This is a genomic window from Mesorhizobium bavaricum, assembly GCF_056781655.1.
Genome location: NZ_CM165566.1, coordinates 933,946 through 957,685, shown reverse-complemented (window position 1 = coordinate 957,685; position 23,740 = coordinate 933,946). Strand labels below are relative to the sequence as shown.

The 23,740-nt window shown below is 64.1% G+C and carries 23 protein-coding genes; 16 read left to right on the top strand and 7 right to left on the bottom strand.

Features of this window, described 5'->3' with window-relative positions:
• Positions 1-27 precede the first annotated feature (27 nt).
• Together AC1RZR_RS04575 and AC1RZR_RS04570 are read left to right on the top strand one after the other, a co-directional pair.
• Entirely contained in the window at positions 28-1,335 is a 1,308-nt protein-coding gene (locus AC1RZR_RS04575) for an aminotransferase class III-fold pyridoxal phosphate-dependent enzyme (protein ID WP_481827779.1), read from the top strand.
• Positions 1,332-2,354, top strand: a complete 1,023-nt coding sequence (locus AC1RZR_RS04570; RefSeq protein WP_481827778.1) for a phosphotransferase enzyme family protein — start codon at positions 1,332-1,334, stop codon at positions 2,352-2,354. Before AC1RZR_RS04575 ends, AC1RZR_RS04570 begins: the two co-directional genes overlap by 4 nt.
• A gap of 17 nt (positions 2,355-2,371) precedes the next feature.
• On the opposite strand, the gene hpaH is transcribed toward AC1RZR_RS04570, so the two are convergent.
• From hpaH to AC1RZR_RS04545, 5 genes are read right to left on the bottom strand one after another with little or no spacing between them, the layout of a single operon-like run.
• Entirely contained in the window at positions 2,372-3,172 is an 801-nt protein-coding gene (hpaH, locus tag AC1RZR_RS04565) for a 2-oxo-hept-4-ene-1,7-dioate hydratase (protein WP_481827777.1), read from the bottom strand.
• On the bottom strand, positions 3,169-4,044 hold the full coding sequence (locus tag AC1RZR_RS04560) for a fumarylacetoacetate hydrolase family protein (protein WP_481827776.1): 876 nt from the start codon (positions 4,042-4,044) through the stop codon (positions 3,169-3,171). Before AC1RZR_RS04560 ends, hpaH begins: the two co-directional genes overlap by 4 nt.
• Positions 4,045-4,075: 31 nt before the next feature.
• Positions 4,076-5,056: a 3,4-dihydroxyphenylacetate 2,3-dioxygenase gene (gene hpaD, locus AC1RZR_RS04555; protein ID WP_481827775.1), complete on the bottom strand. Its 981-nt coding sequence runs from the start codon at positions 5,054-5,056 to the stop codon at positions 4,076-4,078.
• 14 nt (positions 5,057-5,070) lie between these two features.
• Positions 5,071-6,588, bottom strand: coding sequence for a 5-carboxymethyl-2-hydroxymuconate semialdehyde dehydrogenase (hpaE, locus tag AC1RZR_RS04550; protein ID WP_481827774.1), 1,518 nt, complete (start codon positions 6,586-6,588; stop codon positions 5,071-5,073).
• Positions 6,589-6,599: 11 nt separating this feature from the next.
• The gene (locus tag AC1RZR_RS04545; RefSeq protein ID WP_481827773.1) at positions 6,600-6,986 is read right to left on the bottom strand and encodes a 5-carboxymethyl-2-hydroxymuconate Delta-isomerase; all 387 of its coding nucleotides are present in this window, start codon (positions 6,984-6,986) and stop codon (positions 6,600-6,602) included.
• Positions 6,987-7,208: 222 nt separating this feature from the next.
• Here AC1RZR_RS04545 and hpaR point away from each other — a divergent pair, with 222 nt between their 5' ends.
• A complete protein-coding gene (gene hpaR, locus AC1RZR_RS04540) occupies positions 7,209-7,604 on the top strand; it encodes a homoprotocatechuate degradation operon regulator HpaR (protein ID WP_477269798.1) in 396 nt (131 codons plus the stop codon).
• A 30-nt stretch (positions 7,605-7,634) separates the two neighbouring features.
• Here the strand turns inward: hpaR and AC1RZR_RS04535 are convergent, their stop codons facing one another.
• Together AC1RZR_RS04535 and AC1RZR_RS04530 are read right to left on the bottom strand one after the other, a co-directional pair.
• On the bottom strand, positions 7,635-8,144 hold the full coding sequence (locus tag AC1RZR_RS04535; protein ID WP_378985887.1) for a flavin reductase: 510 nt from the start codon (positions 8,142-8,144) through the stop codon (positions 7,635-7,637).
• A gap of 6 nt (positions 8,145-8,150) precedes the next feature.
• Entirely contained in the window at positions 8,151-9,695 is a 1,545-nt protein-coding gene (locus AC1RZR_RS04530) for a 4-hydroxyphenylacetate 3-hydroxylase N-terminal domain-containing protein (RefSeq protein WP_477268484.1), read from the bottom strand.
• A gap of 92 nt (positions 9,696-9,787) precedes the next feature.
• On the opposite strand from AC1RZR_RS04530, the gene AC1RZR_RS04525 reads away from it, so the two are divergent.
• The 13 genes from AC1RZR_RS04525 (at position 9,788) to AC1RZR_RS04465 (ending at position 23,735) form a co-directional block, all read left to right on the top strand.
• On the top strand, positions 9,788-10,657 hold the full coding sequence (locus AC1RZR_RS04525; RefSeq protein WP_477268482.1) for a helix-turn-helix domain-containing protein: 870 nt from the start codon (positions 9,788-9,790) through the stop codon (positions 10,655-10,657).
• Positions 10,658-10,807: 150 nt separating this feature from the next.
• Positions 10,808-11,902 carry a transporter substrate-binding protein gene (locus AC1RZR_RS04520; protein WP_481827772.1) on the top strand — a complete coding sequence of 365 codons (1,095 nt, stop codon included), beginning with the start codon at positions 10,808-10,810 and terminating at the stop codon, positions 11,900-11,902.
• Positions 11,899-12,501 (top strand): ANTAR domain-containing response regulator, encoded by a 603-nt coding sequence (locus AC1RZR_RS04515; RefSeq protein WP_481827771.1) that lies wholly within the window; start codon positions 11,899-11,901, stop codon positions 12,499-12,501. The genes AC1RZR_RS04520 and AC1RZR_RS04515 overlap by 4 nt, the downstream gene beginning before the upstream one ends.
• 1 nt (position 12,502) lies before the next feature.
• Positions 12,503-13,387, top strand: coding sequence for an ABC transporter permease (locus AC1RZR_RS04510; protein ID WP_481829016.1), 885 nt, complete (start codon positions 12,503-12,505; stop codon positions 13,385-13,387).
• The gene (locus AC1RZR_RS04505) at positions 13,384-14,304 is read left to right on the top strand and encodes an ABC transporter permease (protein ID WP_481827770.1); all 921 of its coding nucleotides are present in this window, start codon (positions 13,384-13,386) and stop codon (positions 14,302-14,304) included. Before AC1RZR_RS04510 ends, AC1RZR_RS04505 begins: the two co-directional genes overlap by 4 nt.
• Before the next feature lie 45 nt (positions 14,305-14,349).
• Entirely contained in the window at positions 14,350-15,993 is a 1,644-nt protein-coding gene (locus tag AC1RZR_RS04500; RefSeq protein ID WP_481827769.1) for an ABC transporter substrate-binding protein, read from the top strand.
• Entirely contained in the window at positions 15,983-16,927 is a 945-nt protein-coding gene (locus AC1RZR_RS04495; protein ID WP_481827768.1) for an acetamidase/formamidase family protein, read from the top strand. The genes AC1RZR_RS04500 and AC1RZR_RS04495 overlap by 11 nt, the downstream gene beginning before the upstream one ends.
• The gene (locus AC1RZR_RS04490) at positions 16,924-18,741 is read left to right on the top strand and encodes an ABC transporter ATP-binding protein (protein WP_481827767.1); all 1,818 of its coding nucleotides are present in this window, start codon (positions 16,924-16,926) and stop codon (positions 18,739-18,741) included. The genes AC1RZR_RS04495 and AC1RZR_RS04490 overlap by 4 nt, the downstream gene beginning before the upstream one ends.
• A 430-nt stretch (positions 18,742-19,171) precedes the next feature.
• On the top strand, positions 19,172-20,380 hold the full coding sequence (locus AC1RZR_RS04485; RefSeq protein ID WP_481827766.1) for an ABC transporter substrate-binding protein: 1,209 nt from the start codon (positions 19,172-19,174) through the stop codon (positions 20,378-20,380).
• A gap of 12 nt (positions 20,381-20,392) precedes the next feature.
• Positions 20,393-21,172 (top strand): ABC transporter ATP-binding protein, encoded by a 780-nt coding sequence (locus AC1RZR_RS04480; RefSeq protein WP_481827765.1) that lies wholly within the window; start codon positions 20,393-20,395, stop codon positions 21,170-21,172.
• Positions 21,165-21,875 carry an ABC transporter ATP-binding protein gene (locus AC1RZR_RS04475; protein ID WP_481827764.1) on the top strand — a complete coding sequence of 237 codons (711 nt, stop codon included), beginning with the start codon at positions 21,165-21,167 and terminating at the stop codon, positions 21,873-21,875. Before AC1RZR_RS04480 ends, AC1RZR_RS04475 begins: the two co-directional genes overlap by 8 nt.
• Positions 21,875-22,762, top strand: a complete 888-nt coding sequence (locus tag AC1RZR_RS04470) for a branched-chain amino acid ABC transporter permease (RefSeq protein ID WP_481829015.1) — start codon at positions 21,875-21,877, stop codon at positions 22,760-22,762. Before AC1RZR_RS04475 ends, AC1RZR_RS04470 begins: the two co-directional genes overlap by 1 nt.
• A 1-nt stretch (position 22,763) precedes the next feature.
• On the top strand, positions 22,764-23,735 hold the full coding sequence (locus AC1RZR_RS04465; protein ID WP_477268460.1) for a branched-chain amino acid ABC transporter permease: 972 nt from the start codon (positions 22,764-22,766) through the stop codon (positions 23,733-23,735).
• The last annotated feature ends 5 nt before the right edge of the window (positions 23,736-23,740 follow it).

The window sequence follows — 23,740 nt, the reverse complement described above, 5'->3', positions numbered from 1 at the left end:
AGCGGACACAACGGAGTTCGGTAAGAAATGGCTTATTCGCAGGAAAAACTGGCCGAGGATGCGCTGGTTAGCCGGCGTTCCCGCCTGCTCGGCGCAAAATCGCAATTGTTCTATGACGAGCCCGTGCATCTGGTGCGCGGCGAAGGCGTCTGGCTCCATGACGCCGACGGCCGCAAATATCTCGATGCCTACAACAATGTCGCCCATGTCGGCCATTGCCACCCGCATGTGGTCGAGGCCCTGTGCCGGCAGGCAAGTCTGCTCAACACCCACACGCGTTATTTGCACACGGCCATCCTCGACTATGTCGAACGGCTGACCGCGACCTTCGATGCCAGCCTGTCCACCGCCATCCTGACCTGCACCGGCAGCGAGGCCAACGACATCGCGCTGCGCATGGCGCAGGCGGCGACCGGCCGCATGGGCATCATCGCCACCGACGCCACCTATCACGGCAACACTTCCGCCGTTTCGCAGCTCAGCACGCGCATGCCGCCGGTCGGCGGCCGTGCCCGCCATGTCAGGCTGGTGCCGGCGCCCGACAGCTATCGCCATCCGGATGCGATGGCCAACGGCAAGGCTTTTGGCGACGCGGTGCTTCAAGCCATCGCCTCGCTGCAGCAGGACGGCATCGGCCTGTCCGGCATGATCCTGTGTCCGCTGCTCGCCAACGAAGGCTTCCCGGCGCTGCCATCCGGATTCTTCGATGACGCGGTGCATGCCGTGCGCGAGGCCGGCGGCCTGGTCATCGCCGACGAGGTGCAGCCCGGCTTCGGGCGCACCGGCAGCCATTTCTGGGGCCACCAGCGCGCCGGCTTCGTTCCCGACATCGTCACCATGGGCAAGCCGATGGGCAACGGCCATCCGGTCGCCGCCGTGGTCAGCACCAGGGAGATCCTGGCGACCTTCCGCAATGCTTTCCGCTACTTCAACACGTTTGGCGGCAACCCGGTTTCGTCTGTGGTGGCGAATGCCGTTCTCGATGTATTGGAGCAGGAGAACCTCGTCGCCAACGCGCGCGATGTCGGCGCCTATGCACTGGGCCTGCTGCGCCCGCTTGCCGACCGCCATGAATGCATCGGCGAGGTCAGGGGCGCCGGGCTGTTCTTTGGTGCCGAGCTGGTTCACGACCGCGAGACGCGTGAGCCAGCGCCAGACATTGCCGAGCAAGTCGCCAACCGGATGCGCCATCGCGGCGTACTGATGGGCAAGACCGGCATCCACGGCAATGTGCTGAAGATCCGCCCGCCGATGCCGTTCTCGCGCGACAATGCCGCCTTTCTGATCGGCACGCTCGACGAGGTGCTTGGCGAAGTTGGCGGAGTGCCGGCGTGAACGCTGTTTCCACGAAGTCAGAGCCAGAGACGGAAGCGGATGTCACAGGGCTTGCCCGGCGTGCGCTCGAACATTGGGGGGTTCGTTACGGTGAGCCGGAGCTGCTGAAGTACCGCGAGAATGCGGTGTTTCGTGTCCGCCTACCCGATGGGCGACCGGCGGCCATGCGCATTCATCGGCTTGGCTATCACTCGGACGAGGCGTTGCTCTCGGAGCTGCAATGGATGGGCTTCCTGCAATCTGCCGGCGTCGCCACGCCATCTCCCATCCCGGCGCTGAGCGGCGACTTGTTCGTACCGGTCAGCACAGGCTCTCTAACGCCGCCGCGTCAGGTCGATTGTCTCTCCTGGCTGGAAGGCCGCGCTGTCGGCGCACGAGGCGTGCCGCTGGATTTCACGCCCGAGCAGGCAAGACAGGTCTTCACGGCGATCGGCCGAACCATCGCCCACATGCACAATGTCTCTGCCGTCTGGACACCACCCGCCGGCTTCGCCCGCCATGCCTGGGATTTCGACGGTTTCTTCGGCCCGAACCCGAACTGGGGCCGCTTCGAGACCTCTCCCTTCCTCGACGGCTCCCGTCGGGAGCTGGTTTTCCAGGCGCGCGAAAAGGCCGTGCAGGCGCTGTCGGATCATGAACGCAGCGCCCGCAATTTTGGCATCATCCATGCCGACCTGGTGCGCGAGAATGTGCTCGTCCATGAGGGCGCGATCCGCATCATCGACTTCGACGATTGCGGCTATGGCTGGCACATGTATGACCTTGCCGTCGCCCTCTACCAGAACCGCGAGGAGGCGATCTATCCACTGATCGAGACCGCCCTGCTCGACGGATATCGGCTAGAGCGGGATCTGACCCCGCGGGACATCGCCGCACTGCCGCTGTTTTCAGCGTTGCGCGCCTTCGCCTTCCTCGGATGGGTGCAGAGCCGTGTCGAAGGCGACATCACCAGGGATGTCGGCATGCGCATGTCGAGCATCGCCGCCGATGTGGTGATTGCCTATCTGCATGGCGGCTGATCGGGGTTGGCCGCCCGTCAGGAAAAGTGAATGCTGACGGTTCCCGAACTGCCGAAATCGGCGACGATAGTGTCGCCGGGCCGCGCCTCGACGGGTCGAACGAAGGACCCCGACAGGACCACCTCTCCAGCCGCGATCGACAGGCCGTAGCGGGCGAGCCTGTCGGCCAGCCAGGCAATGCCCATCGCCGGATGGTTGAGCACGCCGGCGCCAAGCCCGGTCTCCTCGACCTCGGCATTGCGCGAGACGATGGCGCCGATCCAGCGCATGTCGGTCTCCTGCGGCCGCTGCGGCCTTCCGCCGATGACGATGCCGGCATTGGCGGCATTGTCGGAAATCGTGTCGAAGAAGGTGCGCGACTTCTTCGTCTCCGCATTGACGCGCTCGATGCGCGTGTCGAGGATTTCGAGCGCCGGCGTGATGTAGTCAGTGGCGTCGAGCACGTCGGAGATGGTCACGCCGGGGCCCTTCAACGGTGTCTTCATGACAAAGGCGATCTCGGCCTCGACACGCGGCTGGATGAAGCGGCCGGGGGGAACCGTCGCTCCATCACTGAAGAACATGTCGTCGAACAGCACGCCCGAATCGGGCGTGTCGATGGCGAGCGCATATTGCATGGCCTTGGAGGTCAGCCCGATCTTCCAGCCCTTCGGCTTCAGCCCGGCATCGACCTTGCGCCGCACCAGCGCCGCCTGGACGCGATAGGCGTCCTCCATCGTTGCCTCGGGAAAATCGAGGCTGAGCAGGCGGATCTGGCGGCGCGAACGCTCGGCCTCGAACAGCCGCGCCGCGGCGTCTTCCACTTGCAGAGGGGTCATTGGGCCGCCTCGTCGACGACGCCATTTTTTAGCACGCCGATGCCTTCGGCCTCCACTTCGATCACATCGCCCGGCTTCAGCCAGATCGGCGGCTCGAAGCGGGCGCCGGCACCTGTCGGCGTGCCGGTGACGATGACGTCGCCAGGCACCAGCGTGGTGAAGGTGGAGACATAGGCGATGATCTTGCGGAACGAGAAGATCATCCGGCTGGTGCGGTCCTGCTGGCGCAACTCGCCATTGACGCGGGTGGTCAGCGCGATGTCGGCAATCTGCGCCTCATCCGTGAAAGGCACCAGCCACGGGCCGATCGAGCCGCTTCGGTCGAAATTCTTGCCTTGCGTGACGTTGAACTTGGCATGCCGCACCCAGTCGCGGAGGGTGCCCTCGTTGCACAGCGACAGCGCCGCGATGTGACCGAGTGCGTCGGCCTCGGCAATGCGCCGGCCGGCCTTGCCGATGACGATGACGATCTCGCCCTCATAGTCGAGCTGCGAAGAGTCCGGCGGCCGCACCAGCGGCGTGCCATGGCCGACGAAGGAGCGCGGAAAGCGGATGAACAGCGACGGGTTCGAAGGCGCCGCCTGGCCGTCCTTGTACTCCTCGTTGCGGTCCGGATAATTAACGCCGACGCAGATGATCTTTTCCGGTGACGGGATCGGGATGTCGTAGGCGATGGCGTCGAGCGGGAAATCGGGGGCGTAGGCGTCAGCCTCTTCCGCCAGCCGCAGCAAGGCGCCGGCCTCGATCACCTCGCGCAGCGTCGGCCACTGGCCATGGCGGGCCGACAGGTCGACCACGCCCTTGCCGGTGATCGCGCCAAAACGCGCCGTGCCGCCGACGGTAAAGGTGGCGAGCCGCCCATGTCCAGTCATCCGGGCCTCCTCATTCGATCTGCGTCCGCCATCAAGGCGCGATGATCGGCGACGCCATCAGATCAGGCTGGCGTGCCGCAACCCCGGCAAATGCACTGCCTTCCTCGAACCAGCTTTTTGGCGCCGGTGCGCCCCACAGGGTCTGGCGCTGCGGGTCCTTGAGGTCCCACTTGATCGGCTCGAGGTCCGGATCGACCGTCTGGTAGTCCGAGCAGTAAATCTCGATGCGGTGATTGTCCGGGTCGCGGACGTAAAGGAAAAAGGCGTTGGAGATGCCGTGCCGGCCGGGGCCCCGTTCGATGTTCGGCAAATAGCCGGTCGTCGCCATCAGGTCGAGAAGGTCGATGATGTTGAGCGGCGTCGGCACCCAGAAGGCGACGTGATGCAGGCGCGGCCCAATGCCGTTGGTGAAGGCGATGTCGTGGACGCCGCCCTTGCGATGCGTCCAGGCGGCCCACAGCTTTCCGCTGCTGGCATCCTCGGTGTATTCGGTAACGCGAAAGCCGAGCTCGTTGTAGAAGGCGACGGACTCGTCGACATTAGGCGAAAAGCAGTTGAAATGGTCGATGCGCAGCGGCTTGACGCCGTGATAGAGCGCATACTTCTGATGGATCGGCGGCAGCCGCTCCATCTGGGCGTAGAATTCAAGCGGTATGCCGTGCGGATCGCGCGTGCGGAAGGTGCGCGACTGGTAGGGCCGCTCGACCCATTCGACCGGCAGGCCTTTTCCCTTGAAGAAGTGCTCGGCCTTGTCGAGATCGTCCTCGGAGAACAGCTTGAAGCCGAGGTCGCGCGCTTCGGCGGTGTAGGCCTTCTTCAACACGATGCAATGGTGCCCGCGCTCCTCCAGCGCCCGCAGATAGATCGTGTCTGGTGTCTCGTCGGTGACCTGCAGGCCGAGTGTGTCGACATAGAACGCACGGGATCTGGCGAGGTCGGTGACGGCCAGTTCGAGATGGCTGAGGCGCACGATGTTGAAGGCAGGGTAGAGATTGGGCTTGGGCAAGGGCATTTGATTTCCTCTGATCAGCCGCCGAGTTTTTGGATCGCGTGCGCCGTCGTGGCGAAGGCGATGTTCTTCGTCTCCATGTAGAAGTCGAAGGAATGGTCGCCACCGTCGCGGCCGATGCCGGAATTCTTGACGCCGCCGAACGGCGTCGGCAAATGGCGCACATTTTCCGAATTGACCCAGATCATGCCGGCGTCCAGCGCGTCGGTGAAGCGGAAGGCGCGGGTAACGTCCGACGTCCAGAGGTAGCCGGTCAGGCCGTATTGCGTGTCGTTGGCCAGCGCCAGCGCTTCGGCTTCGTCGGCAAACGGAATGGCGCTCAGCACCGGCCCGAAGATCTCCTCCTGCGCGATGCGCATGGTGTTGGTGACGTTGGTGAACAGGGTCGGGCCGACATAGCAGCCGCCGCCCGGCCCTTCGACCTTGCCGCCGCCGGCCGCGAGCGTCGCACCCTCCGACCTGCCGATGTCGATGTAGGACAGCACCTTCTTTTCATGCACCGGATGGATCAGCGGCCCGACCACCGTTTTCGGATCGAGTGGGTGACCGACCACGATGCGCTTCGCCCTCTCGGTGACCTTGGCGGTGAAGCTTTCATAGACCGATCCCTCCACCAGCAGGCGCGACGACGAGGTGCAGCGTTCGCCGTTCAGCGAATAGATCATGAAAACGGCCGCATCGGCGGCGCGCTCCAGATCGGCGTCGGCAAAGACGATCACCGGATTCTTGCCGCCGAGCTCGAAATGCACGCGCTTCAGCGTGTCGGCACCTTGGCGCATGATCATCGAACCGGTGCGGCTTTCGCCAACGAAGCCGATCGCCTTGATATCTGGGTGCTCGGTCAGCGCCTTGCCGGCGTCTTCGCCCAGACCGTTGACGAGGTTCCAGACGCCTTTCGGCAGCCCGGCCTCCTCGGCGATCTCGACCAGCAGGCGGGCGGTCAGTGGCGAGAATTCAGCCGGCTTATGAACCACGGTGCAGCCGGCCGCCAGCGCCGGCGCGATCTTCCAGGTCGACAGCATGAACGGCGTGTTCCAAGGCGTGATGATGCCGACCGGGCCGATCGGCACCCGGGTCGTCAGGTTGACCTGGCCCGTGGTCCGCAGCGTCTCGCCGTCGCGCGCCTCGGGCGCGCGGTCGGCAAAGAAGCGGAAATTCTCGGCACCCCGCAACGCCGCCTTGGCCATGAACTTCAGCGCCTGGCCGGTGTCCATGCATTCGACGAAGGCGATCTCCTCGGCGCGCGCCTCGATCGCGTCGGCTATTTTGTGCAGCAGCTTCTTGCGCGCCTCGCCCGGCATTGCGGCCCAGGCCGGAAACGCCGCCTTCGCCGCCCTGGCGGCGCGGTCGATGTCGGCGCCGCCGCCTCGCGCAACGCTCGCCAATGGCTTGAGGTCGACCGGCGACAGCGTTTCGAACGTCGCGCCGTCGAGCGCCGGCACCGCTTCGCCACCGATCTGGTTCAACACGCCGTCTCGCTTGAAGCGGGCCAGATAGGCTTCGGCCTTCGTCAGATTGCCTTGCAGGTCGGACATATCAGCTTCCGTCACTTGCCGCGCAGTCGCGGGTGGATTGCGTTTTTCTTCCAGCTCAGCACCGGGTCGATTTCCCGGATCTCGAGCGACAGGGCGAAATGCGGCGTCTCGAACAGCGCCGCAAGGTGCTCGCTCACCGCCGCGAAGACGGCCTCGCCGGTCCGCTTCTTCTCATCCGCACTGCGCCCGGTGCCGATGCGAAACGACATGTCTAGGAAGGCGTTTTCCGGCAGCCTGTCGGCCACGGCATAGGACTCGGCGCGAAAAGCCCGGACCCGCACGGCGCCGGTCTCGAACAGCCCTGTATCCAGCACTGTGCGCAACACCAGCGCGCACAATTCGCCCATGTCGACCCTGGCATCGAGATTGGCCGAATACTCGATGGAGAAGTGAGGCACGGCGTTTCGCTCCCCGATCATTTGCCTTGCTGTAGTTAACGCGTTAATTACATGAGGCATCCGCGAAGTCAAGTCTTGCATCGGGCTTGGCGCAACGATACGGGATGGCAAGGACGGGCTTTTGGCGGGCGGAATCAGCTGAAGGAAGGCCTGTTTTCGATCGCAAGCCACCGTGGGAGGCTCTTCTTCTTGCTGCCTGAAAACACCCGCCGTTCCCTGCCAATGGCGCTTCTGCACGCCCGCGAAGCGGTGATGGCGCGGTTTCGCCCGATGCTTGCGGCGCATGACGTGACCGAACAGCAATGGCGCGTGCTGCGTGTGCTGAGCGAAGCCGGCCCGGTCGAGGCGACGGAACTTGCCGATCGCGCATCGGTGTTGCCGCCCAGCCTGACGCGCATCATCAAGGCGCTTGAGGGACGCAAATTCATCACCCGCAACAAGGCTGAAGGTGATGGCCGCCGTGTCGTATTGACCATCGCCCCGGCCGGTTCCGCCCTGATCGATGCCCTCTCGCCCGAGCGTCGCGTCATCTATGACGAGATCGAACAGCGCTTTGGCCACGAGAAACTTGAGCAGTTGCTCGATCTCCTGGAGAGCCTCATCGACGGCGAGAGCTGAGGCTCTCCGGTCCGGGCGGCTTCGCCCTGTTCAGCCGCCAAAACTGCCAAGCCGCGTCGGCTGCGTATAATTGCGGTCGACATAGAGCAGCGCCGAGCCGCCGCTGCCGTGCCTGACATCGATGACCCGGCCGATCATCACATTGTGCGTGCCTACGACGTGAACTGTCTCGATCTCGCAATCGAAATTGACGATCGCATCCGACAGCGCCGGCGTGCCGGAGGTCAGTGTCTGCCAGCGCGCGGCCGAATAGCGCGCTTCCATGTCCCTGGTCGCGCCAGCGAACTTTCCCGCCAGATGCATGTGGTCATGCGTCAGCACGTTGACGCAGAAGCGCTGGTTGGACAGGAACATGGCAGCCTGCGTCGAGCGGCCGTTCATGCAGACGAGGAGCGTCGGCGGCTCGTCGGAGACGCTGCACATGGCGGTGGCGGTGAAGCCGCCGCGTCCCGCTGGACCGTCGGTGGTGACGATGTTCACCGGCGCGCAGACCCTCGCCATGGCGTCGCGGAAATCGGCTTTCGAAATCTGCGTGGCCATCTGATTTCACTCAGCCGGCGAAGCAAGTGGATTGAGCCAGGTATCTCCGGTCCAGCCATTCTCGTCATAGTCGGCCATGCAGGTATCGACCAGTTCCTCCATCGCCTTCAGCCGCCCACCGCGTTCGGCACCCTTCAGCACCTGCAGTCGCACCTCTTCCGGCGCCCCGGCATAGTTGAGCTCGTAGAGCGCGTGGCGGCCGCCGAACTCGGTGCCGGTCGCGTCCCACAACAGCTTCATGATTTTGATGCGCTCGATGTGGCCCATGTCGTTGGAGCCTCGCACATATTGGGCGAGGTATTTGTCGATCTCGGGATTGGCGAAGTCGCGCACCGATGACGGCAGGTAGATCAGGCCAGAGGCGATCACCCGGCGCACGGTGTCGATGACGCGCGGATAGGCTTCCGACATGAAGGTCCGGTAGGCGAGCGCAGCCTCCAGATTGGGCAGCACCGCGCCATTCGCCCACGGGATCGGATTGTAGGCCATGGCATTGGAAAAGCTCCAGAACATGTGCCGCAGCGCGATGACCTCGCCAAGTGCTGCCTGGTTGCCGCGGAAGGCATCGCCGCCGGTGGCGCGCAGCGCCTTCGCCAGCAGTCCGGCGAGGAAGTCGAGTTTGACGGCGAAACGCGTGCAGCCTTGGAAGCAATAGCCATGCATGAAACCGGAAGCCGGGTGGAACGACAGGATTTTCTGCGCATCGCGCAGCACCAGCACGTCCTCCCAGGGGATGAAGACATTGTCGAGCACCAGGATCGCGTCGTTCTCGTCGAAACGCGAAGACAGCGGATAGTCGAAAGGTGCCGCCACCGTATTGGCCGTCTGCTCGTAGGAGACGCGGCAGAACATCTTTATCCCCGGCGCATTCATCGGCACGATGAACATCACCGATAGCGACGGATCCTCGGTCACCGTCGCCGATCCCTGTGCCAGGAAATTGTAGTGGGTCAGCGCCGAGGACGTCGCCACCACCTTGGCACCGGAGACATAGATGCCGGCATCGGTCTCCCTGGTGATGTGGACGAAGACATCCTTCACCTGTTCGGCTGGCTTGTGGCGGTCGATCGGCGGGTTGACGATGGCGTGGTTCATGAACAGCGCCGCTTCCTGGGCTCTCTTGTGCCAGGAAAGCGCATTGTCCTTGAACGGCCCATACCAGTCGGCATTGGCGCCGAGCGTGTTCATCAGCGCCGCCTTGTAGTCGGGCGTGCGCCCCATCCAGCCATAGGACATGCGTGACCACTCGGCGATTGCCGTCTGCTGCGCGACCAGCTCGGCGGAGGACTTGGCGACGCGGAAATATTTGTGGGTGTAGCCGCCGGAACCGGTGTCGGTCGGCGAGGTCAAAGCGTCGCGCTGTTTGGCATCGTGCAGGGCGTCGTAGAGGCGCGCCAGCGACCGCACCGAATTGCGCATCGCCGGGTGCGTGGTGACGTCGGCGATGCGTTCGCCGTTGATATAGACCTCGCGGCCATCCCGCAGGCTTTCCAGATACTCGGCCCCTGTGAACGGGCGCCCCTTGTCGGCACGGAAGTCTTCTGACCGCATGATGTTCCTCCACTTGAGCGCCAACCCTAGCGCCCCGGGCGTGGAACGGTTATGGACGGAACGGCAAAATCGATTGGACTTTTTCCGACGCCATGAGCCAGAATTCCATCCCTGACTTCTTCGTCTATGGTGAGCCGGTGCGGCCGCTCGATGTCGGTTTCCTGCATGTCGAGACGGTGCTGGCCCGCAGCAACATCCATCTTGGCGAGGTTGCCGCGCACAAGCATCCGCAGATGGGTCAGATCACCTTCTGGACTAGCGGCTCGGGAACCTACCGCATCGAAGACCGGTCCTGGGACTTTTCGGCACCCGCCGTCAGCTTCGTGCCGAGCAATGTCGTGCATGGCTTCTCGATCGGACCCGCTACCGACGCCATCGTCGTCTCGGTCGCTGACGGCGCGCTCGCCGCCATTGCCGGCCAGAGCTTGCTGCCGCTGGACAGGCCGGTGTTTGCCGACGGCCTGCCGCGGCATGCCGCGTGGAAAAAGCTGGCCGCGGTGCTGGACATGATCGCTGCCGAATACACCGAGGCGCAAGCCGGCAACGACAAGGTCCTGCCGGCGCTGATCGCCGTCGCGCTCTCCCACATTGCCCGCCTCGGTCCCGGCGCGACCGCCTCCGCAATGTCTTCCGAGGCTTCGCTGGCACTGGGCCTGCGTCGGCTCGTCGATGTGCATTTCCGCGACAACTGGCCGGTCGACCGCTATGTCGAGACGCTGGCCACGACGCCGCATCTGCTCGACAAGGCCGCCCGCGCGGTGCTGGGCAGCGGCGTCAAGCGGGTCGTCAGCGAGCGGCGGCTGCTGGAGGCCAAACGGCTGCTGCTGTTCACCGTGCGCACGGTCGAGGACATCGCCTACGAAATCGGCTTCGACGACCCGGCGTACTTCTCAAGAGTCTTCCGCGCGCGGGTCGGCGAAGCGCCCGCAGCCTGGCGCCGGAAGCAGTTGCGAGAGGGTTGAGTTGAATGCCGCACTTTCCCGCTTGACTGACCCGCCGTACCGAATACGCTAGGACAAAATACCGGCTCTGATCGCCGGGCGGCAAGAATGCCTCGTATGCCTCGCCCCTCCGGCGCTGGCTGCGGGGCATTGTCATTTTTGGGGATCTGTTTGAAACGGCGTATCGAGATCGGCATCCTTTATTCCCGCTCGGGGAGCTATCAGCTCGTGTCCGATGCGTGCCGGATGGGTGCCATGCGCGCCATCGCCGACATCAACGCCGACCGCCGCTATGGCATCGAACTGGTGCCGGTCGAGCGCGATCCGCAAAGCAATGCGGACCGCTATGCGACGCTCTGCGAGGACATCTTCAGGACCAGCAGCGCGCGCCATGTCGTCGGCTGTGTCACCTCCTGGAGCCGCAAGGAGACGATCCCGGTGCTGGAGAAAGCGGGCGGCATGCTCTGGTACGCCTGCCCCTATGAGGGCTTCGAGGCCAACGAGCACGTCGTCTACATGCACGCTTGCCCCAACCAGCATCTGGTTCCGCTGATGGCGCATGTCGTGCCGCGCTTCGGCGCCAACGGCTTCCTGCTCGGCTCGAACTATATCTGGGGCTGGGAGATGAACCGCGTGGCGCGCGACCTGATCGCGGATGCCGGCGGCAAGGTTCTGGGCGAACGCTACCTGCGCATCGGCGAGACCGATGTGTCGCGTCTGATCGCCGAAATCCGGGCGACACGGCCGAACTTCATCCTCAACAATTTGATCGGCACATCGTCCTACGCCTTCCTGGCGGCTTATCGCGACCTGGCAGGTGAGGATCCGGCCTTTGGCCCCGAAGCCTGCCCCGTCATCTCCTGCAACCTCACGGAGGGCGAGCTGCCGGCGCTCGGCGTATCCGGGAAAGGCCATCTGTCGGTCGGGCCCTATTTCGCGCCGCAGCCGGCCGCCTTTGCCTCGTCCTTCGAGGCCTCCGCCTATGCCTCGGTGCAAGTGATGGCCGACGTGCTCTCGCACGATGCCGACGCCGGTCCGGCGGAATTTTCCAAGGCCTTCGCCGAACGGCGCTTTTCCACCCGGCTCGGGCCGATCGCCATCGACGCGCACTCCCAGCATGCCACGCTGCCGGTGATCATCGGGCGCATCGCGGATGGGTTCTTCGAGGTTGTCAGCCGCGAGGACGAGGTTGCGCCGGACCCCTATCTGTCGCGCTACGACCCTGCCACGACCTTCGGTCGCCCGCGCCTGAGGGTGGTGTCGTGAGCAAGACGCCACGCATCCCCAATCTCGGTGGGGCCAGGGCCTTCGTCCTGCATCGCCCGCATCCGACGGTGCAGGCGATAACCAGGCAATTGTCGGCGATCGGCCTCATCACGCTGGATTGCTGGCCGGAACTGCCGCCCGAAGCGCTCGCGGCTGATTTCGTCTTCTTCGACGCCGATCTCGGCTTCGACGAGCAATTCCCGTGGAAGCCGAGTGAGGCGCCGATGCCGCTGGTGGCGTTGATAGGCTCCGAAGCGCCGGGCCGCATCGAATGGGCGTTGTCGCACAAGGCCGACGCCCAGCTGCTGAAGCCGGTTGGCAATGCCGGTGTCTACAGCGCGCTGCTCATCGCGCGGCAGAGTTTCGAGGCCCGCAAACACCTGGCCAGCGAAATCGCCTCGCTTCGCCAGCGCGTCGCCGAGCGCCAGACCATCGTGCGCGCAGTGGGCGCGCTATCGAAGGGCACCGACGACGACCGCGCCTATGCGCAGCTGCGCTCGCTGGCGATGAGCTGGCAGATCAGCGTCGAGGACGCCGCGCGCCGGATCGTGGCCATGACGGACGAGGAGGGCGGCGATGACCAGTCCCATCGCGCCTGATATGCCGGCGGCCGGGCGCATGCCGGTCAAGCCGCGCGCCGGCGTCTGGCGCCGTCTGGTCAAACGCCGTCTGGTACTGCTCGGCCTGGTGATCGTCGCCATCGTCGTCGCCGGCGCCGTGCTGGCGCCGTGGCTGACCGGCTATGATCCCAACGAGCAGATGTTCGACGGCCTGACGTTGGAAGGCTCGCCCTTGCCACCCAACGCCCAGTTCTGGCTCGGCACAGATCTGCTCGGCCGTGACCTCTTGACCCGCATCCTCTACGGTGCGCGCACTTCGCTGATCATCGGCATCGTCGCCAATGGCGTAGCGCTTTTCATCGGCACTTTGGTCGGCGTCACCGCGGGCTATTTCCGCGGCTGGATCGGCGGCGCGTTGATGCGCTTCACCGACCTGATGATGGCCTTTCCGGCATTGCTGCTCGCCATTTGCCTGGCGGCGGTGTTCGAGCCCAGCCTGTGGATCGTCGCCATGGTCATCGCCCTGGTCAACTGGGTGCAGACCGCCCGCGTCATCTACACCGAGACCAGCTCGCTCGCCGAGCGCGAGTTCATTGACGCCGAACGCACCATCGGGGCGAGCGCGCCACGCATCCTGTTTCGCCACATCCTGCCGCATCTCCTGCCGACCATCATCGTCTGGGGCACGCTCGGCATCTCCACAACGGTGCTGTTGGAGGCGACGCTCTCCTTCCTCGGCATCGGCGTGCAGCCGCCGACGGCGTCGTGGGGCAACATCATCTTCGAGAACCAGACCTACTTCCAGGCCGCACCCTGGCTGGTGTTCTTCCCGGGCGCCGCGATCCTGGCGCTGGCGCTGGCTTTCAACCTGATCGGCGATGCGCTGCGCGACATCCTCGATCCGACGCAAAGGGGCCGGGCATGATCGCCTATCTCGGTCGCCGCCTGATCCAGTCGCTGCTCATCCTGCTCGGCGTCTCGCTGATCACCTTCGCGCTGCTCTATCTCCTGCCCGCCGATCCGGTGCGCCAGATTGCCGGCCACAGCGCCACGCCGCAGACGATCGCGAACATCCGCCAGCAACTCGGCCTCGACCAGCCCTTCGCCGTCCAGTACTGGCGCTATCTGACCAAGCTCATCAGCGGCGATCTCGGCCGCTCCTACATCCAGCGCTCCGAGGTCACGGAGCTGATCGTCTCGCGACTGCCGGCAAGCCTGCTGCTGATGGTCGGCGCCATCCTGTGCGAGCTGCTGATCGGCCTGAGCATGGGCCTGATCGCCGCCGTCAAGCGCGGCACCGCGACCGACCAGACGCTGATGGTCGCCTCCTTCGTCGGCGTCTCGGCGCCGCAATTCGTCGTCGGTCTTTTGCTGCTCTACGTCTTTGCCGTGCGGCTGAGCTGGTTTCCGATCGGCGGCTACGGCACCTGGCGTCATCTGGTGCTGCCGTCGCTGACCATGGGCATCCTCGGCGCCGGCTGGTACGCGCGCATGATGCGCTCGTCGATGATCGACGTGCTGCGCCAGGATTATGTGCGTACCGCGCGCGCCAAGGGTCTGGCGCGTCGCGCCATCCTCTTCCGCCACGCACTGCCCAACGCCATTCTGCCGGTCATCGCCATGATCGGCATCGACATCGGCATCTTCATGGGCGGCATCGTCGTCGTCGAAAGTGTGTTCGGCTGGCCCGGCATCGGCCAGCTCGCCTGGCAGGCCATCCAGCGCGTCGACATTCCGATCATCATGGGTGTCACGCTGGTGTCGGCCCTCGCCATCGTGCTCGGCAACCTGCTCGCCGACATCATCGCGCCCTTCATCGATCCTCGCATCAAACTCAGATGACAACCAGGACATGATCGAAAACAAACAGAGAAAGGGAACGTAACAATGAAAAAGTTTCTGGCATCCACAGTAGCGGCATCGGCGCTGGCGCTGATGCTAGGCATGACAAGCGCTCGCGCCGAAGACACCATCGATCCGAACGCCAAGCAGGGCGGCGAAATCATTGCCACATACAAGGACGATGTCACCACGCTCGACCCGGCGATCGGTTACGACTGGCAGAACTGGTCGATGATCAAGAGCCTGTTCGACGGGCTGATGGACTACGAGCCTGGCACCACCAACCTGAAGCCCGACCTCGCCGAAAGCTACGAGATTTCGCCCGACGGCAAGACCTTCACCTTCAAGCTGCGCCATGGCGTGAAGTTCCACAATGGCCGCGAAATGACGGCCGATGATGTGAAGTACTCGCTTGACCGCGTCACCAATCCGAAGACGCAGAGCCCCGGCGCCGGCTTCTTCGGTTCGATCAAGGGCTATGACGATGTCGCCGCCGGCAAGGCCGAAAGCCTCTCCGGCGTCACCGTGGTCGACCCCTACACCGTCAAGTTCGAGCTGACCCGCCCGGACGCCACCTTCCTGCATGTCATGGCCATCAACTTCGCGCATGTCGTGCCGAAGGAGGAAGTCGAGAAATACGGCGCCGATTTCGGCAAGCACCCGGTTGGCACCGGCGCGTTCAAGTTCGCCGAGTGGACGCTCGGCCAGCGCATCGTCTTCGTGCGCAACCCGGATTATTGGCACAAGGGCCTACCGCATCTCGACAAGATCACCTTCGAGGTTGGCCAGGAGCCGATCGTGGCGATGCTGCGCATGCAGAAAGGCGAGATCGACCTGCCCCTTGATGGCATTCCGCCGGCAAAATTCCAGGAGGTGATGGCCGATCCCGAGCAGAAGGCGCGCGTCGTCGAAGGCGGGCAACTGCACACTGGCTACATCACCATGAACACCACAATGCCGCCCTTCGACAATGTGAAGGTCAGGCAAGCCGTCAACATGGCGATCAACAAGGCGCGCATCGTCCAGATCATCAACAACCGCGCGGTGCCGGCCAACCAGCCGCTGCCGCCGTCGATGCCGGGCTACGACAAGGAGTTCAAGGGCTATCCCTATGACGTCGCCAAGGCCAAGGCGCTGCTTGCCGAGGCTGGTCATCCCGATGGCTTCGACACGCAATTGTTCGCCATGAACACCGATCCCAATCCGCGCATCGCCCAGGCGATCCAGCAGGATCTGGCGGCCGTCGGCATCAAGGCCAGCATCCAGGCATTGGCCCAGGCCAACGTCATTGCCGCAGGCGGCGACAAGGCCGGTGCGCCGATGATCTGGTCCGGCGGCATGGGCTGGATCGCGGATTTCCCCGACCCCTCAAACTTCTACGGTCCGATCCTCGGCTGCGCCGGGGCGGTTCCCGGCGGCTGGAACTGGTCATGGTATTGCAACAAGGATCTCGACGCCAAGGCGGCCGTGGCCGACTCGATAACCGATCCGGCGAAGTCGGAAGAACGCAACAAGATGTGGAGCGCCATCTACGACAAGATCATGGAAGACGCGCCCTGGGTGCCGGTCTTCAACGAGCAGCGCTTCAGCATGAAATCCGCACGCATGGGCGGCGCCGACAAACTCTATGTCGATCCGGTCCATGTCTTCATCAACTACGACAATGTGTACGTAAAAGATGTGCAATAACTGCGACTACACCATCCACGGGCGCCATCACCATTTCGGCTGGGACAATTCGTTTGCCCCGGCCGAGCGGGTGGCGCCCGGCTCGACCATCGAGTTCCAGTGCCTTGATGCCGGCGGCGGTCAGTTGCAGGCCGACAGCACGGTCGACGACATCGCCAAGCTGGAATTCGCCAGGGTCAACCCGGTCACCGGGCCGATCTTCGTCGAAGGGGCCGAGCCCGGAGATGCCTTGAAGGTGACGATCGAGATGTTCAAGCCGTCCGGCTTCGGCTGGACGGCGAACATCCCGGGTTTCGGGCTGCTCGCCGACGACTTCAAGGAGCCGGCGCTCAACATCTGGAAGTATGACGCCGCCTCGCTCGCGCCGGCGCTGTTCGGCAAAAATGCGCGCGTGCCGCTGAAACCGTTCGCCGGCACCATCGGCAATGCGCCGGCTGAGATGGGCCACCACTCGGTGGTGCCGCCAAGGCGGGTCGGCGGCAATCTCGACATCCGCGATCTCGCCGCCGGCACCACGCTCTATTTGCCGGTCGAAGTGGCCGGTGCGCTGTTTTCAGTCGGCGACACCCATGCGGCGCAAGGCGATGGCGAGGTCTGCGGCACGGCGATCGAAAGCCCGATGGACGTCGTGCTCAAGCTCGACCTGGTCAAGGATGCCAGGCTGAAGACGCCGCGCTTCACCACCTCGGGCCCGGTGACCCGTCATCTCGACGCCAAGGGTTATGAGGTCACGACCGGCATTGGCCCCGACCTGATGGCCGGCGCCAGGGAGGCGGTCGCGCAGATGGTCGACCTGCTCGCTGGCCGCTACAAGCTCGATCCCGTCGAGGCCTATATGCTGGCCTCGGTCTGCGGCGATCTCCGCATCAGCGAGATCGTCGACATGCCGAACTGGGTGGTGTCGTTCTACTTCCCGCGCTGCGTTTTCGAATGAACGCAGGCGCGGGCAGGAAGCGGGCCGGAGCAACCGCTCCGGCGACGGCGGGGCCGGTGCTCGACATCGCCGGCCTGTCGGTCAGCGTGCGCGGCGAGGACGGCGAGCGGGACGTCGTCTCCAACCTGTCGCTGACATTGGCTCGTGGCGAAACACTCTGCATCGCCGGCGAATCCGGCTCCGGCAAGTCGATGACGGCGCTGGCGATCATGCAGCTCCTGCCGCAACCTGCCGCACGCATATCTTCAGGGAAAATCCGACTTCGTGCTGGGGATCTGGGCGATACCGATCTGGCGACGCTCGACGAGCGCCAGATGCGCCGGATTCGCGGCGACCGCATCGCCATGATCTTCCAGGAGCCGATGACCTCGCTCAATCCGGTGCTGTCGATCGGCCGGCAGCTCACCGAGTCGATCGAAGCGCATACCAACCTGTCACGGGCGCAGGCTCGCCAGCGCGCCATCGAGGCGCTGAAGGCGGTGCGCATCTCGGAGGCCGAAAGCCGGCTAAGGCAGTTTCCCCACGAGTTGTCCGGCGGCATGCGCCAGCGGGTGATGATCGCCATGGCCCTGGCGCTCGAACCCGACGTGCTGATCGCCGACGAGCCGACGACGGCGCTCGACGTCACCGTGCAAGGCGAAGTGCTGGAGTTGTTGCGTGACCTGCAGCGCCAGCACGGCACCAGCGTCATCCTCATCACCCATGACATGGGCGTGGTCGCCGAAATGGCCGATCGCGTCATCATCATGCGGCACGGCCGCATGGTCGAGGAAGGCATCACATCGGACATCTTCGCCCGACCGCAGGCCGATTACACGCGCGAGCTGCTGGCCGCCGTGCCGCGCATCGGCAGTGGCGCCGGCCGCCAGAAATCCCGGGATGCCGAGACGGTGGCGCCGGCTCTCGTCGCTGAGGTCAACGATCTGCATGTCCGCTTCGATCTGCGTGGCGGCGTCTTCGGCCGGGTCAACCGCCGCGTCCACGCCGTCGAGGGCGTCAGCTTTTCGATCGCCCCGAACGAGACGCTAGCATTGGTCGGCGAGTCCGGTTGCGGCAAGTCGACCACCGCCAAGGCGCTGGCCGGGCTGGTTCCTTACAGCGGCGACATCGTCATTGGCGGACGCAATCTGTCGGGGCTTGGCCGCGACGAGCGCAAGGCGGTCCGCCGTGACGTGCAGATGATCTTCCAGGACCCCTTCGCCTCGCTCGACCCGCGCATGCGCGTCGGCGACCTCGTTGCCGAGCCACTTGTGATCCACGGCATCGCCTCGAAGGAAGAGCGCCGGGAGCGTGTGGCTGCGCTGTTCGAGCGCGTCGGCCTGTCGGCCGACCAGATGGAGCTCTATCCGCATGAATTCTCGGGCGGCCAGCGCCAGCGCGTCTGCATCGCCCGGGCGTTGGCGCTGCGGCCGAAGCTGATCATCGCCGATGAAAGCGTCTCGGCGCTCGACGTCTCGGTGCAGGCGCGCGTGCTCGATCTGTTGAAGGAATTGCAACGCGAGTTCGGCGTCGCCTACCTGTTCATCTCGCACGACATGGCGGTGGTCGAGAACATCTCCGACCGCGTCGCCGTCATGTATCTCGGCCAGATCGTCGAGATGGGCACGCGCGACCAGGTCTTTTCCAACCCGCGCCACCCCTACACCAGGCGGCTGATCGATGCCGTGCCGGTGCCCGACCCTGCCAGGCGAAGAAGCCGCTTCGCCCGCCTCGATCAGGAGATCCCGAGCGCCACCCGCAAGATCGGCGAGGCGCCGCTGAAACTGGCGCTGACGGATGTCGGCAACGGCCATCTCGTCGCCGCAGAGAGCTGAGGCGTTGCTGCCCGGCGAAGAGCGCCCGTAAGCCTCTCACCGAGACTCCAGCCGCTCGAGACGACCTCGCCGTGCCGCAGGTCACGGTTCACATGTTCGTGTTCCACCTTGGAAACCCGGCTGGCGTCATGCCACCAAGCGCGTCGCGTGGAAACGGGTTCATTCGGCGCGCTTTAAGCTCTTGTTTTTTATGAGTGTCGACGGGTCAAAACCGCCGCACACTTTTGGGCGACATGACTACAGTCGGCCTTGCTGCCCCTGTCGCGGCGGCACCTTCGGGAGCCGGCCCGGCGAAGAAGGATGTGCACGCCTTCGAATATGAATCCGCAATGGCCCCTTGCCGTTCATCCGCATCTTCCTCATGTTCAATTTTCTGGTGATCGATCGTGGAGGGCCGGTCGGGTTTCATCGTGATGGGAGGAAGTAGACAATGAAGGCATGCTATCTCGTTTCTGCCGCGCTGCTTGCCGCGGCTGCGATCCCCGCCTCGGCCGCTGAAATTTCCGACGGCAAGGTCAAGATCGGCATCCTCAATGACCAATCGGGCGTCTATGCCGATTTCGGCGGCAAGTGGTCGGTCGAGGCAGCCAAGATGGCGGTCGAGGATTTCGGCGGCAAGGTGCAGGGAGCGCCGATCGAGGTCATCAGCGCCGACCACCAGAACAAGGCGGATATCGCCTCCAACATCGCACGGCAGTGGTATGACACCGAACAGGTAGATGCCATCATGGAACTGACGACTTCCTCGGTGGCGCTCGCCGTCCAGGGGATTTCCAAGGAAAAGAAGAAGATCGATATCGTTACCGGTGCGGCGACCACGGATCTCACCGGCAAACAGTGCTCGCCCTACGGCTTCCACTGGGCCTATGACACCCACTCGCAGGCAGTGGGAACCGGCGGCTCTCTCGTGCAGCAGGGCGGCGACAGCTGGTTCTTCGTCACCGTCGACTATGCATTCGGCTATTCGCTCAAGGATCAGACCACCAAGTTCGTCGAGGGTCACGGCGGCAAGGTATTGGGCGAAGTGCGTTATCCCTTGGGGTCGACCGATTATTCCTCCTTCCTGCTGCAGGCGCAATCGTCGGGCGCCAAGGTCATCGGGTTGGCGAATGCTGGCCTCGATACCTCCAACTCCATCAAGCAGGCGGCCGAATTCGGCATCGTGCAGGGCGGCCAGCGTCTGGCAGCACTTCTCTTCACGCTGGCCGAGGTGCATGGACTGGGCCTTCAGGCAGCGCAAGGCGTTGTGCTGACCGAGGGCTTCTACTGGGATCGCGATGACAAGAGCCGCGAATTCGCGCAGCGCTTTTTCAAGCGCACCAACCGCATGCCGAACATGATCCAGGCCGCGACTTATTCAGCGGTGACGCAGTACCTGAAGGCGATCGACAAGGCTGGCACCGACGAGACCGAGGCCGTCGCCAAGGAATTGCATTCGATGCCGGTGAACGACGTTTTCACGGCCAACGGCAAAGTGCAGTCCGACGGCAACATGGTCCACGACATGTACCTCTATCAGGTCAAGTCGCCCAGCGAGAGCACCAAGGAATGGGACTACTACAAATATCTCGCCACCATTCCCGGCAATGAGGCATTCCTGAGCGAGAAGGAGAGCGGCTGTCCAACGGCCGGCCAGTGATCGGCGCGGCCCGTGGCGCCGCCTGACCTGAACGGGAATGAGCCGCGGGTGGTGCTTTCCGCCCGCGGGTTGCGGCGCGACTTCGCCGGCTTCGTCGCCGTCAGAAACGTCGATCTCGATGTCCGCCATGGCAACATCCATGCACTGATCGGACCCAACGGCGCCGGCAAGACGACCGTCTTCAATCTGCTCACCAAGTTCCTGGCGCCGACCAGCGGCAGGATCGAACTGCTTGGCCACGACATCACCCGCACGTCGCCGGCCAAGGTTGCGCGGATGGGTCTGGTGCGCTCGTTCCAGATATCTGCAATTTTTCCGCACCTCAGCGTGCTCGACAATGTGCGCGTCGCGCTGCAGCGGCCGGGCGGACTTGCCGTTCAGTTCTGGCGCTCGCTCGCGGCGCTCGATCGGCTGACGCCGCGCGCCGTGGAACTGCTGCGCTCGGTCGGTCTCGACGACGCCAGGGACAGGCTCGCCGGCGATCTTTCCTATGGCAGGAAACGCGTGCTCGAGATCGCCACCACCCTGGCGCTCGATCCGAAAGTGCTGCTGTTGGACGAGCCGATGGCGGGCATGGGGCACGAGGATGTCGGCACGGTTTCCGACCTCATCCGCTCGGTTGCCAAGGATCGCGCCGTGCTGATGGTCGAGCACAATCTGACTGTCGTGGCCGATCTTTGCGATTGGATAACGGTCATGCAGCGCGGCGAGGTCCTTGCCGCCGGCGACTACGCCACCGTCAGCCGCGACGAACGCGTGAAGGTCGCCTATATGGGCACCGCCGATGACTAGTGCAGCACCTCTGCTAGCGGTCCGCGGCCTCAACGCCTGGTATGGCGAGAGCCATGCGCTGCATGGTGTCGACCTGGAGGTGTTTGGCGGCGAGACGGTCACGCTGCTGGGCCGCAACGGTGTCGGCAAGACGACGACGCTGCGCGCCATCATCGGGCTGATCCGCAAGCGAACTGGCCAGGTTGTTTTCGACGGCAAGGATCTGATGCAACTGCCGCTGCACCGGACCGCGCATCAAGGCATCGGCTTCGTGCCGGAGGAACGTGGAATCTTCGCCACGCTGACTGTCGACGAGAATTTGATCCTGCCGCCGGTCGTCGCCGAGGGCGGCATGAGCGTCGACGAAATATTCGATCTGTTCCCCAATCTGAAGGAGCGACGCAACAGCCCCGGCACAAGGCTCTCGGGTGGCGAACAGCAGATGCTGGCGATCGCGCGAATGCTGAGAACCGGCGTGAAAATGCTGCTTCTCGACGAGCCGACAGAAGGTCTGGCTCCGGTCATCGTGCAGCGTATCGGCGAATTGCTGGCGACGTTGAAAAAGCGCGGCATGACGATCCTGCTGGTCGAGCAGAATTTCCGTTTCGCCAGCCGTGTCGCCGACCGATTCTATCTGATGGAGCACGGCAAGGTCGTGGCCGGGTTTCCGACCGGCGAACTGGCGGACCGCATGACCCTGCTCCACGAAGTTCTGGGTGTATGATGACGATGATCTTCGGCATCCCCGTTCAGGCATTGCTCGGCCAGTTGCTGGTCGGGCTGATCAACGGCTCTTTCTACGCCATGCTCAGCCTGGGCCTGGCCGTCATATTCGGCCTGCTTCGTGTCATCAATTTCGCCCATGGCGCCCAGTATATGTTAGGCGCCTTCGTCGGCTATCTGCTTCTCGCGCATCTCGGCATTGGCTACTGGCCCGCTTTGATCCTTTCACCGCTGATCGTCGGCGTTTTCGGCATCGTGGTCGAGCGCCTGGCGCTGTCGAGACTGTATGATCTCGATCCGCTCTATGGCCTGCTCTTCACCTTCGGCCTCGCGCTCGTTCTCGAAGGCGTATTCCGCTATTATTACGGCGTGTCGGGAAATCCCTACACGGTGCCGCCGCTGCTTTCCGGGGGCACCAATCTCGGCTTCATGTTTCTGCCCAATTATCGCGGCTGGGTCGTGGTCGCCTCGATGATCGTCTGCTTCGGAACCTGGGCGCTGATCGAAAAGACCAGGCTGGGTTCCTATTTACGCGCGGCAACCGAGAATCCCCGTCTCGTCCAGGCTTTCGGCGTCAACGTGCCGTTGCTGCTGACCCTTACCTACGGTCTGGGCTCTGCCCTTGCCGGGCTGGCCGGAATTCTGGCCGCGCCAATCTACCAGGTGAGCCCTCTGATGGGATCGGATCTCATCATCGTCGTCTTCGCGGTCGTGGTGGTCGGCGGCATGGGATCGATCCTTGGCGCGATCGTCACCGGCTACATGCTCGGCCTTGCCGAAGGCTTGACCAAGGTCTTCTACCCCGAGGCCTCCAACCTCGTGGTGTTCGTCATCATGGCCATCGTGCTGCTGGTCCGGCCGGCCGGCCTGTTCGGGAGGGACGCCTGACATGGCCGAACTGACGCTTCGCGAGGCGCCCGCCAGGACCTCGGCACGGCTTGAATGGACGCTGGTCGGGCTTGGCATCCTGGCACTGCTGGTGGCGCCTTTCCTGGTCTACCCGATCTTCCTGATGAAAATGCTGTGCTTCGCGCTGTTCGCCTGCGCGTTCAATCTCCTGCTCGGTTATACCGGGCTCCTGTCGTTCGGCCACGCCACCTTCTTTGGCGGCGCCGCCTACTTCACCGCGCATGCCATCAAGGTCTGGGGGTGGCCGCCGGAGGCGGGTATCCTGCTCGGCATGGCGGGCGCGGCACTGCTCGGCCTGGTCATGGGCTTTTTCGCCATTCGCCGGCAAGGCATCTATTTCGCCATGATCACTCTGGCGCTATCGCAGATGTTCTTCTTCTTCTGCGTTCAGGCGCCCTTCACCGAAGGCGAGGATGGCATTCAAGGTGTGCCGCGCGGCATCCTGCTTGGCGTCCTCGACCTGAACGTCTCGATGAACATGTACTATTTCGTGCTGGCGGTGTTCCTGGTCGGCGTCTTCGCCATCTGGCGCATCGTCAATTCGCCCTTCGGCATGATCCTGCGCTCGATCCGCGAAAACGAGAATCGCGCCATTTCGCTGGGCTATTCCGTCGCCAACTACAAGCTGGGAGCTTTCGTCATGTCGGCGACACTGGCCGGCCTGGCTGGTGCGCTCAAGGCGATCGTTTTCCAGTTTGCCACGCTCACCGACGTCACCTGGCAGATGTCGGGCGAGGTGATCCTGATGACGCTGCTCGGTGGCATCGGCACCATGGTCGGGCCGATCATCGGCGCGAGCCTCGTCGTCGGGCTGGAAAACACGCTTGCCACTTCCGGCTTCCCGGTGACCATCGCCACCGGGCTGATCTTCATGGTCTGCGTGCTGGTCTTCCGGCGCGGCATTGTCGGCGAGCTTTATGCACGGGTGCTCGGGCAGCTGGGCAAGGGCTGATCAGC

Coding starts and splice junctions, on each gene's coding strand:
- AC1RZR_RS04505 (WP_481827770.1), top strand. CDS start 13,384: ATGATCGCCTATCTCGGTCGCCGCCTGATCCAGTCGCTGCTCATCCTG.
- AC1RZR_RS04495 (WP_481827768.1), top strand. CDS start 15,983: ATGTGCAATAACTGCGACTACACCATCCACGGGCGCCATCACCATTTC.
- AC1RZR_RS04510 (WP_481829016.1), top strand. CDS start 12,503: ATGCCGGCGGCCGGGCGCATGCCGGTCAAGCCGCGCGCCGGCGTCTGG.
- AC1RZR_RS04485 (WP_481827766.1), top strand. CDS start 19,172: ATGAAGGCATGCTATCTCGTTTCTGCCGCGCTGCTTGCCGCGGCTGCG.
- AC1RZR_RS04575 (WP_481827779.1), top strand. CDS start 28: ATGGCTTATTCGCAGGAAAAACTGGCCGAGGATGCGCTGGTTAGCCGG.
- AC1RZR_RS04525 (WP_477268482.1), top strand. CDS start 9,788: ATGAGCCAGAATTCCATCCCTGACTTCTTCGTCTATGGTGAGCCGGTG.
- AC1RZR_RS04530 (WP_477268484.1), bottom strand. CDS start 9,695: ATGCGGTCAGAAGACTTCCGTGCCGACAAGGGGCGCCCGTTCACAGGG.
- AC1RZR_RS04470 (WP_481829015.1), top strand. CDS start 21,875: ATGACGATGATCTTCGGCATCCCCGTTCAGGCATTGCTCGGCCAGTTG.
- AC1RZR_RS04490 (WP_481827767.1), top strand. CDS start 16,924: ATGAACGCAGGCGCGGGCAGGAAGCGGGCCGGAGCAACCGCTCCGGCG.
- hpaE (WP_481827774.1), bottom strand. CDS start 6,588: ATGTCCGACCTGCAAGGCAATCTGACGAAGGCCGAAGCCTATCTGGCC.
- AC1RZR_RS04560 (WP_481827776.1), bottom strand. CDS start 4,044: ATGACTGGACATGGGCGGCTCGCCACCTTTACCGTCGGCGGCACGGCG.
- hpaH (WP_481827777.1), bottom strand. CDS start 3,172: ATGACCCCTCTGCAAGTGGAAGACGCCGCGGCGCGGCTGTTCGAGGCC.
- AC1RZR_RS04465 (WP_477268460.1), top strand. CDS start 22,764: ATGGCCGAACTGACGCTTCGCGAGGCGCCCGCCAGGACCTCGGCACGG.
- AC1RZR_RS04535 (WP_378985887.1), bottom strand. CDS start 8,144: ATGGCCACGCAGATTTCGAAAGCCGATTTCCGCGACGCCATGGCGAGG.
- AC1RZR_RS04500 (WP_481827769.1), top strand. CDS start 14,350: ATGAAAAAGTTTCTGGCATCCACAGTAGCGGCATCGGCGCTGGCGCTG.
- hpaR (WP_477269798.1), top strand. CDS start 7,209: ATGGCGCTTCTGCACGCCCGCGAAGCGGTGATGGCGCGGTTTCGCCCG.
- AC1RZR_RS04475 (WP_481827764.1), top strand. CDS start 21,165: ATGACTAGTGCAGCACCTCTGCTAGCGGTCCGCGGCCTCAACGCCTGG.
- hpaD (WP_481827775.1), bottom strand. CDS start 5,056: ATGCCCTTGCCCAAGCCCAATCTCTACCCTGCCTTCAACATCGTGCGC.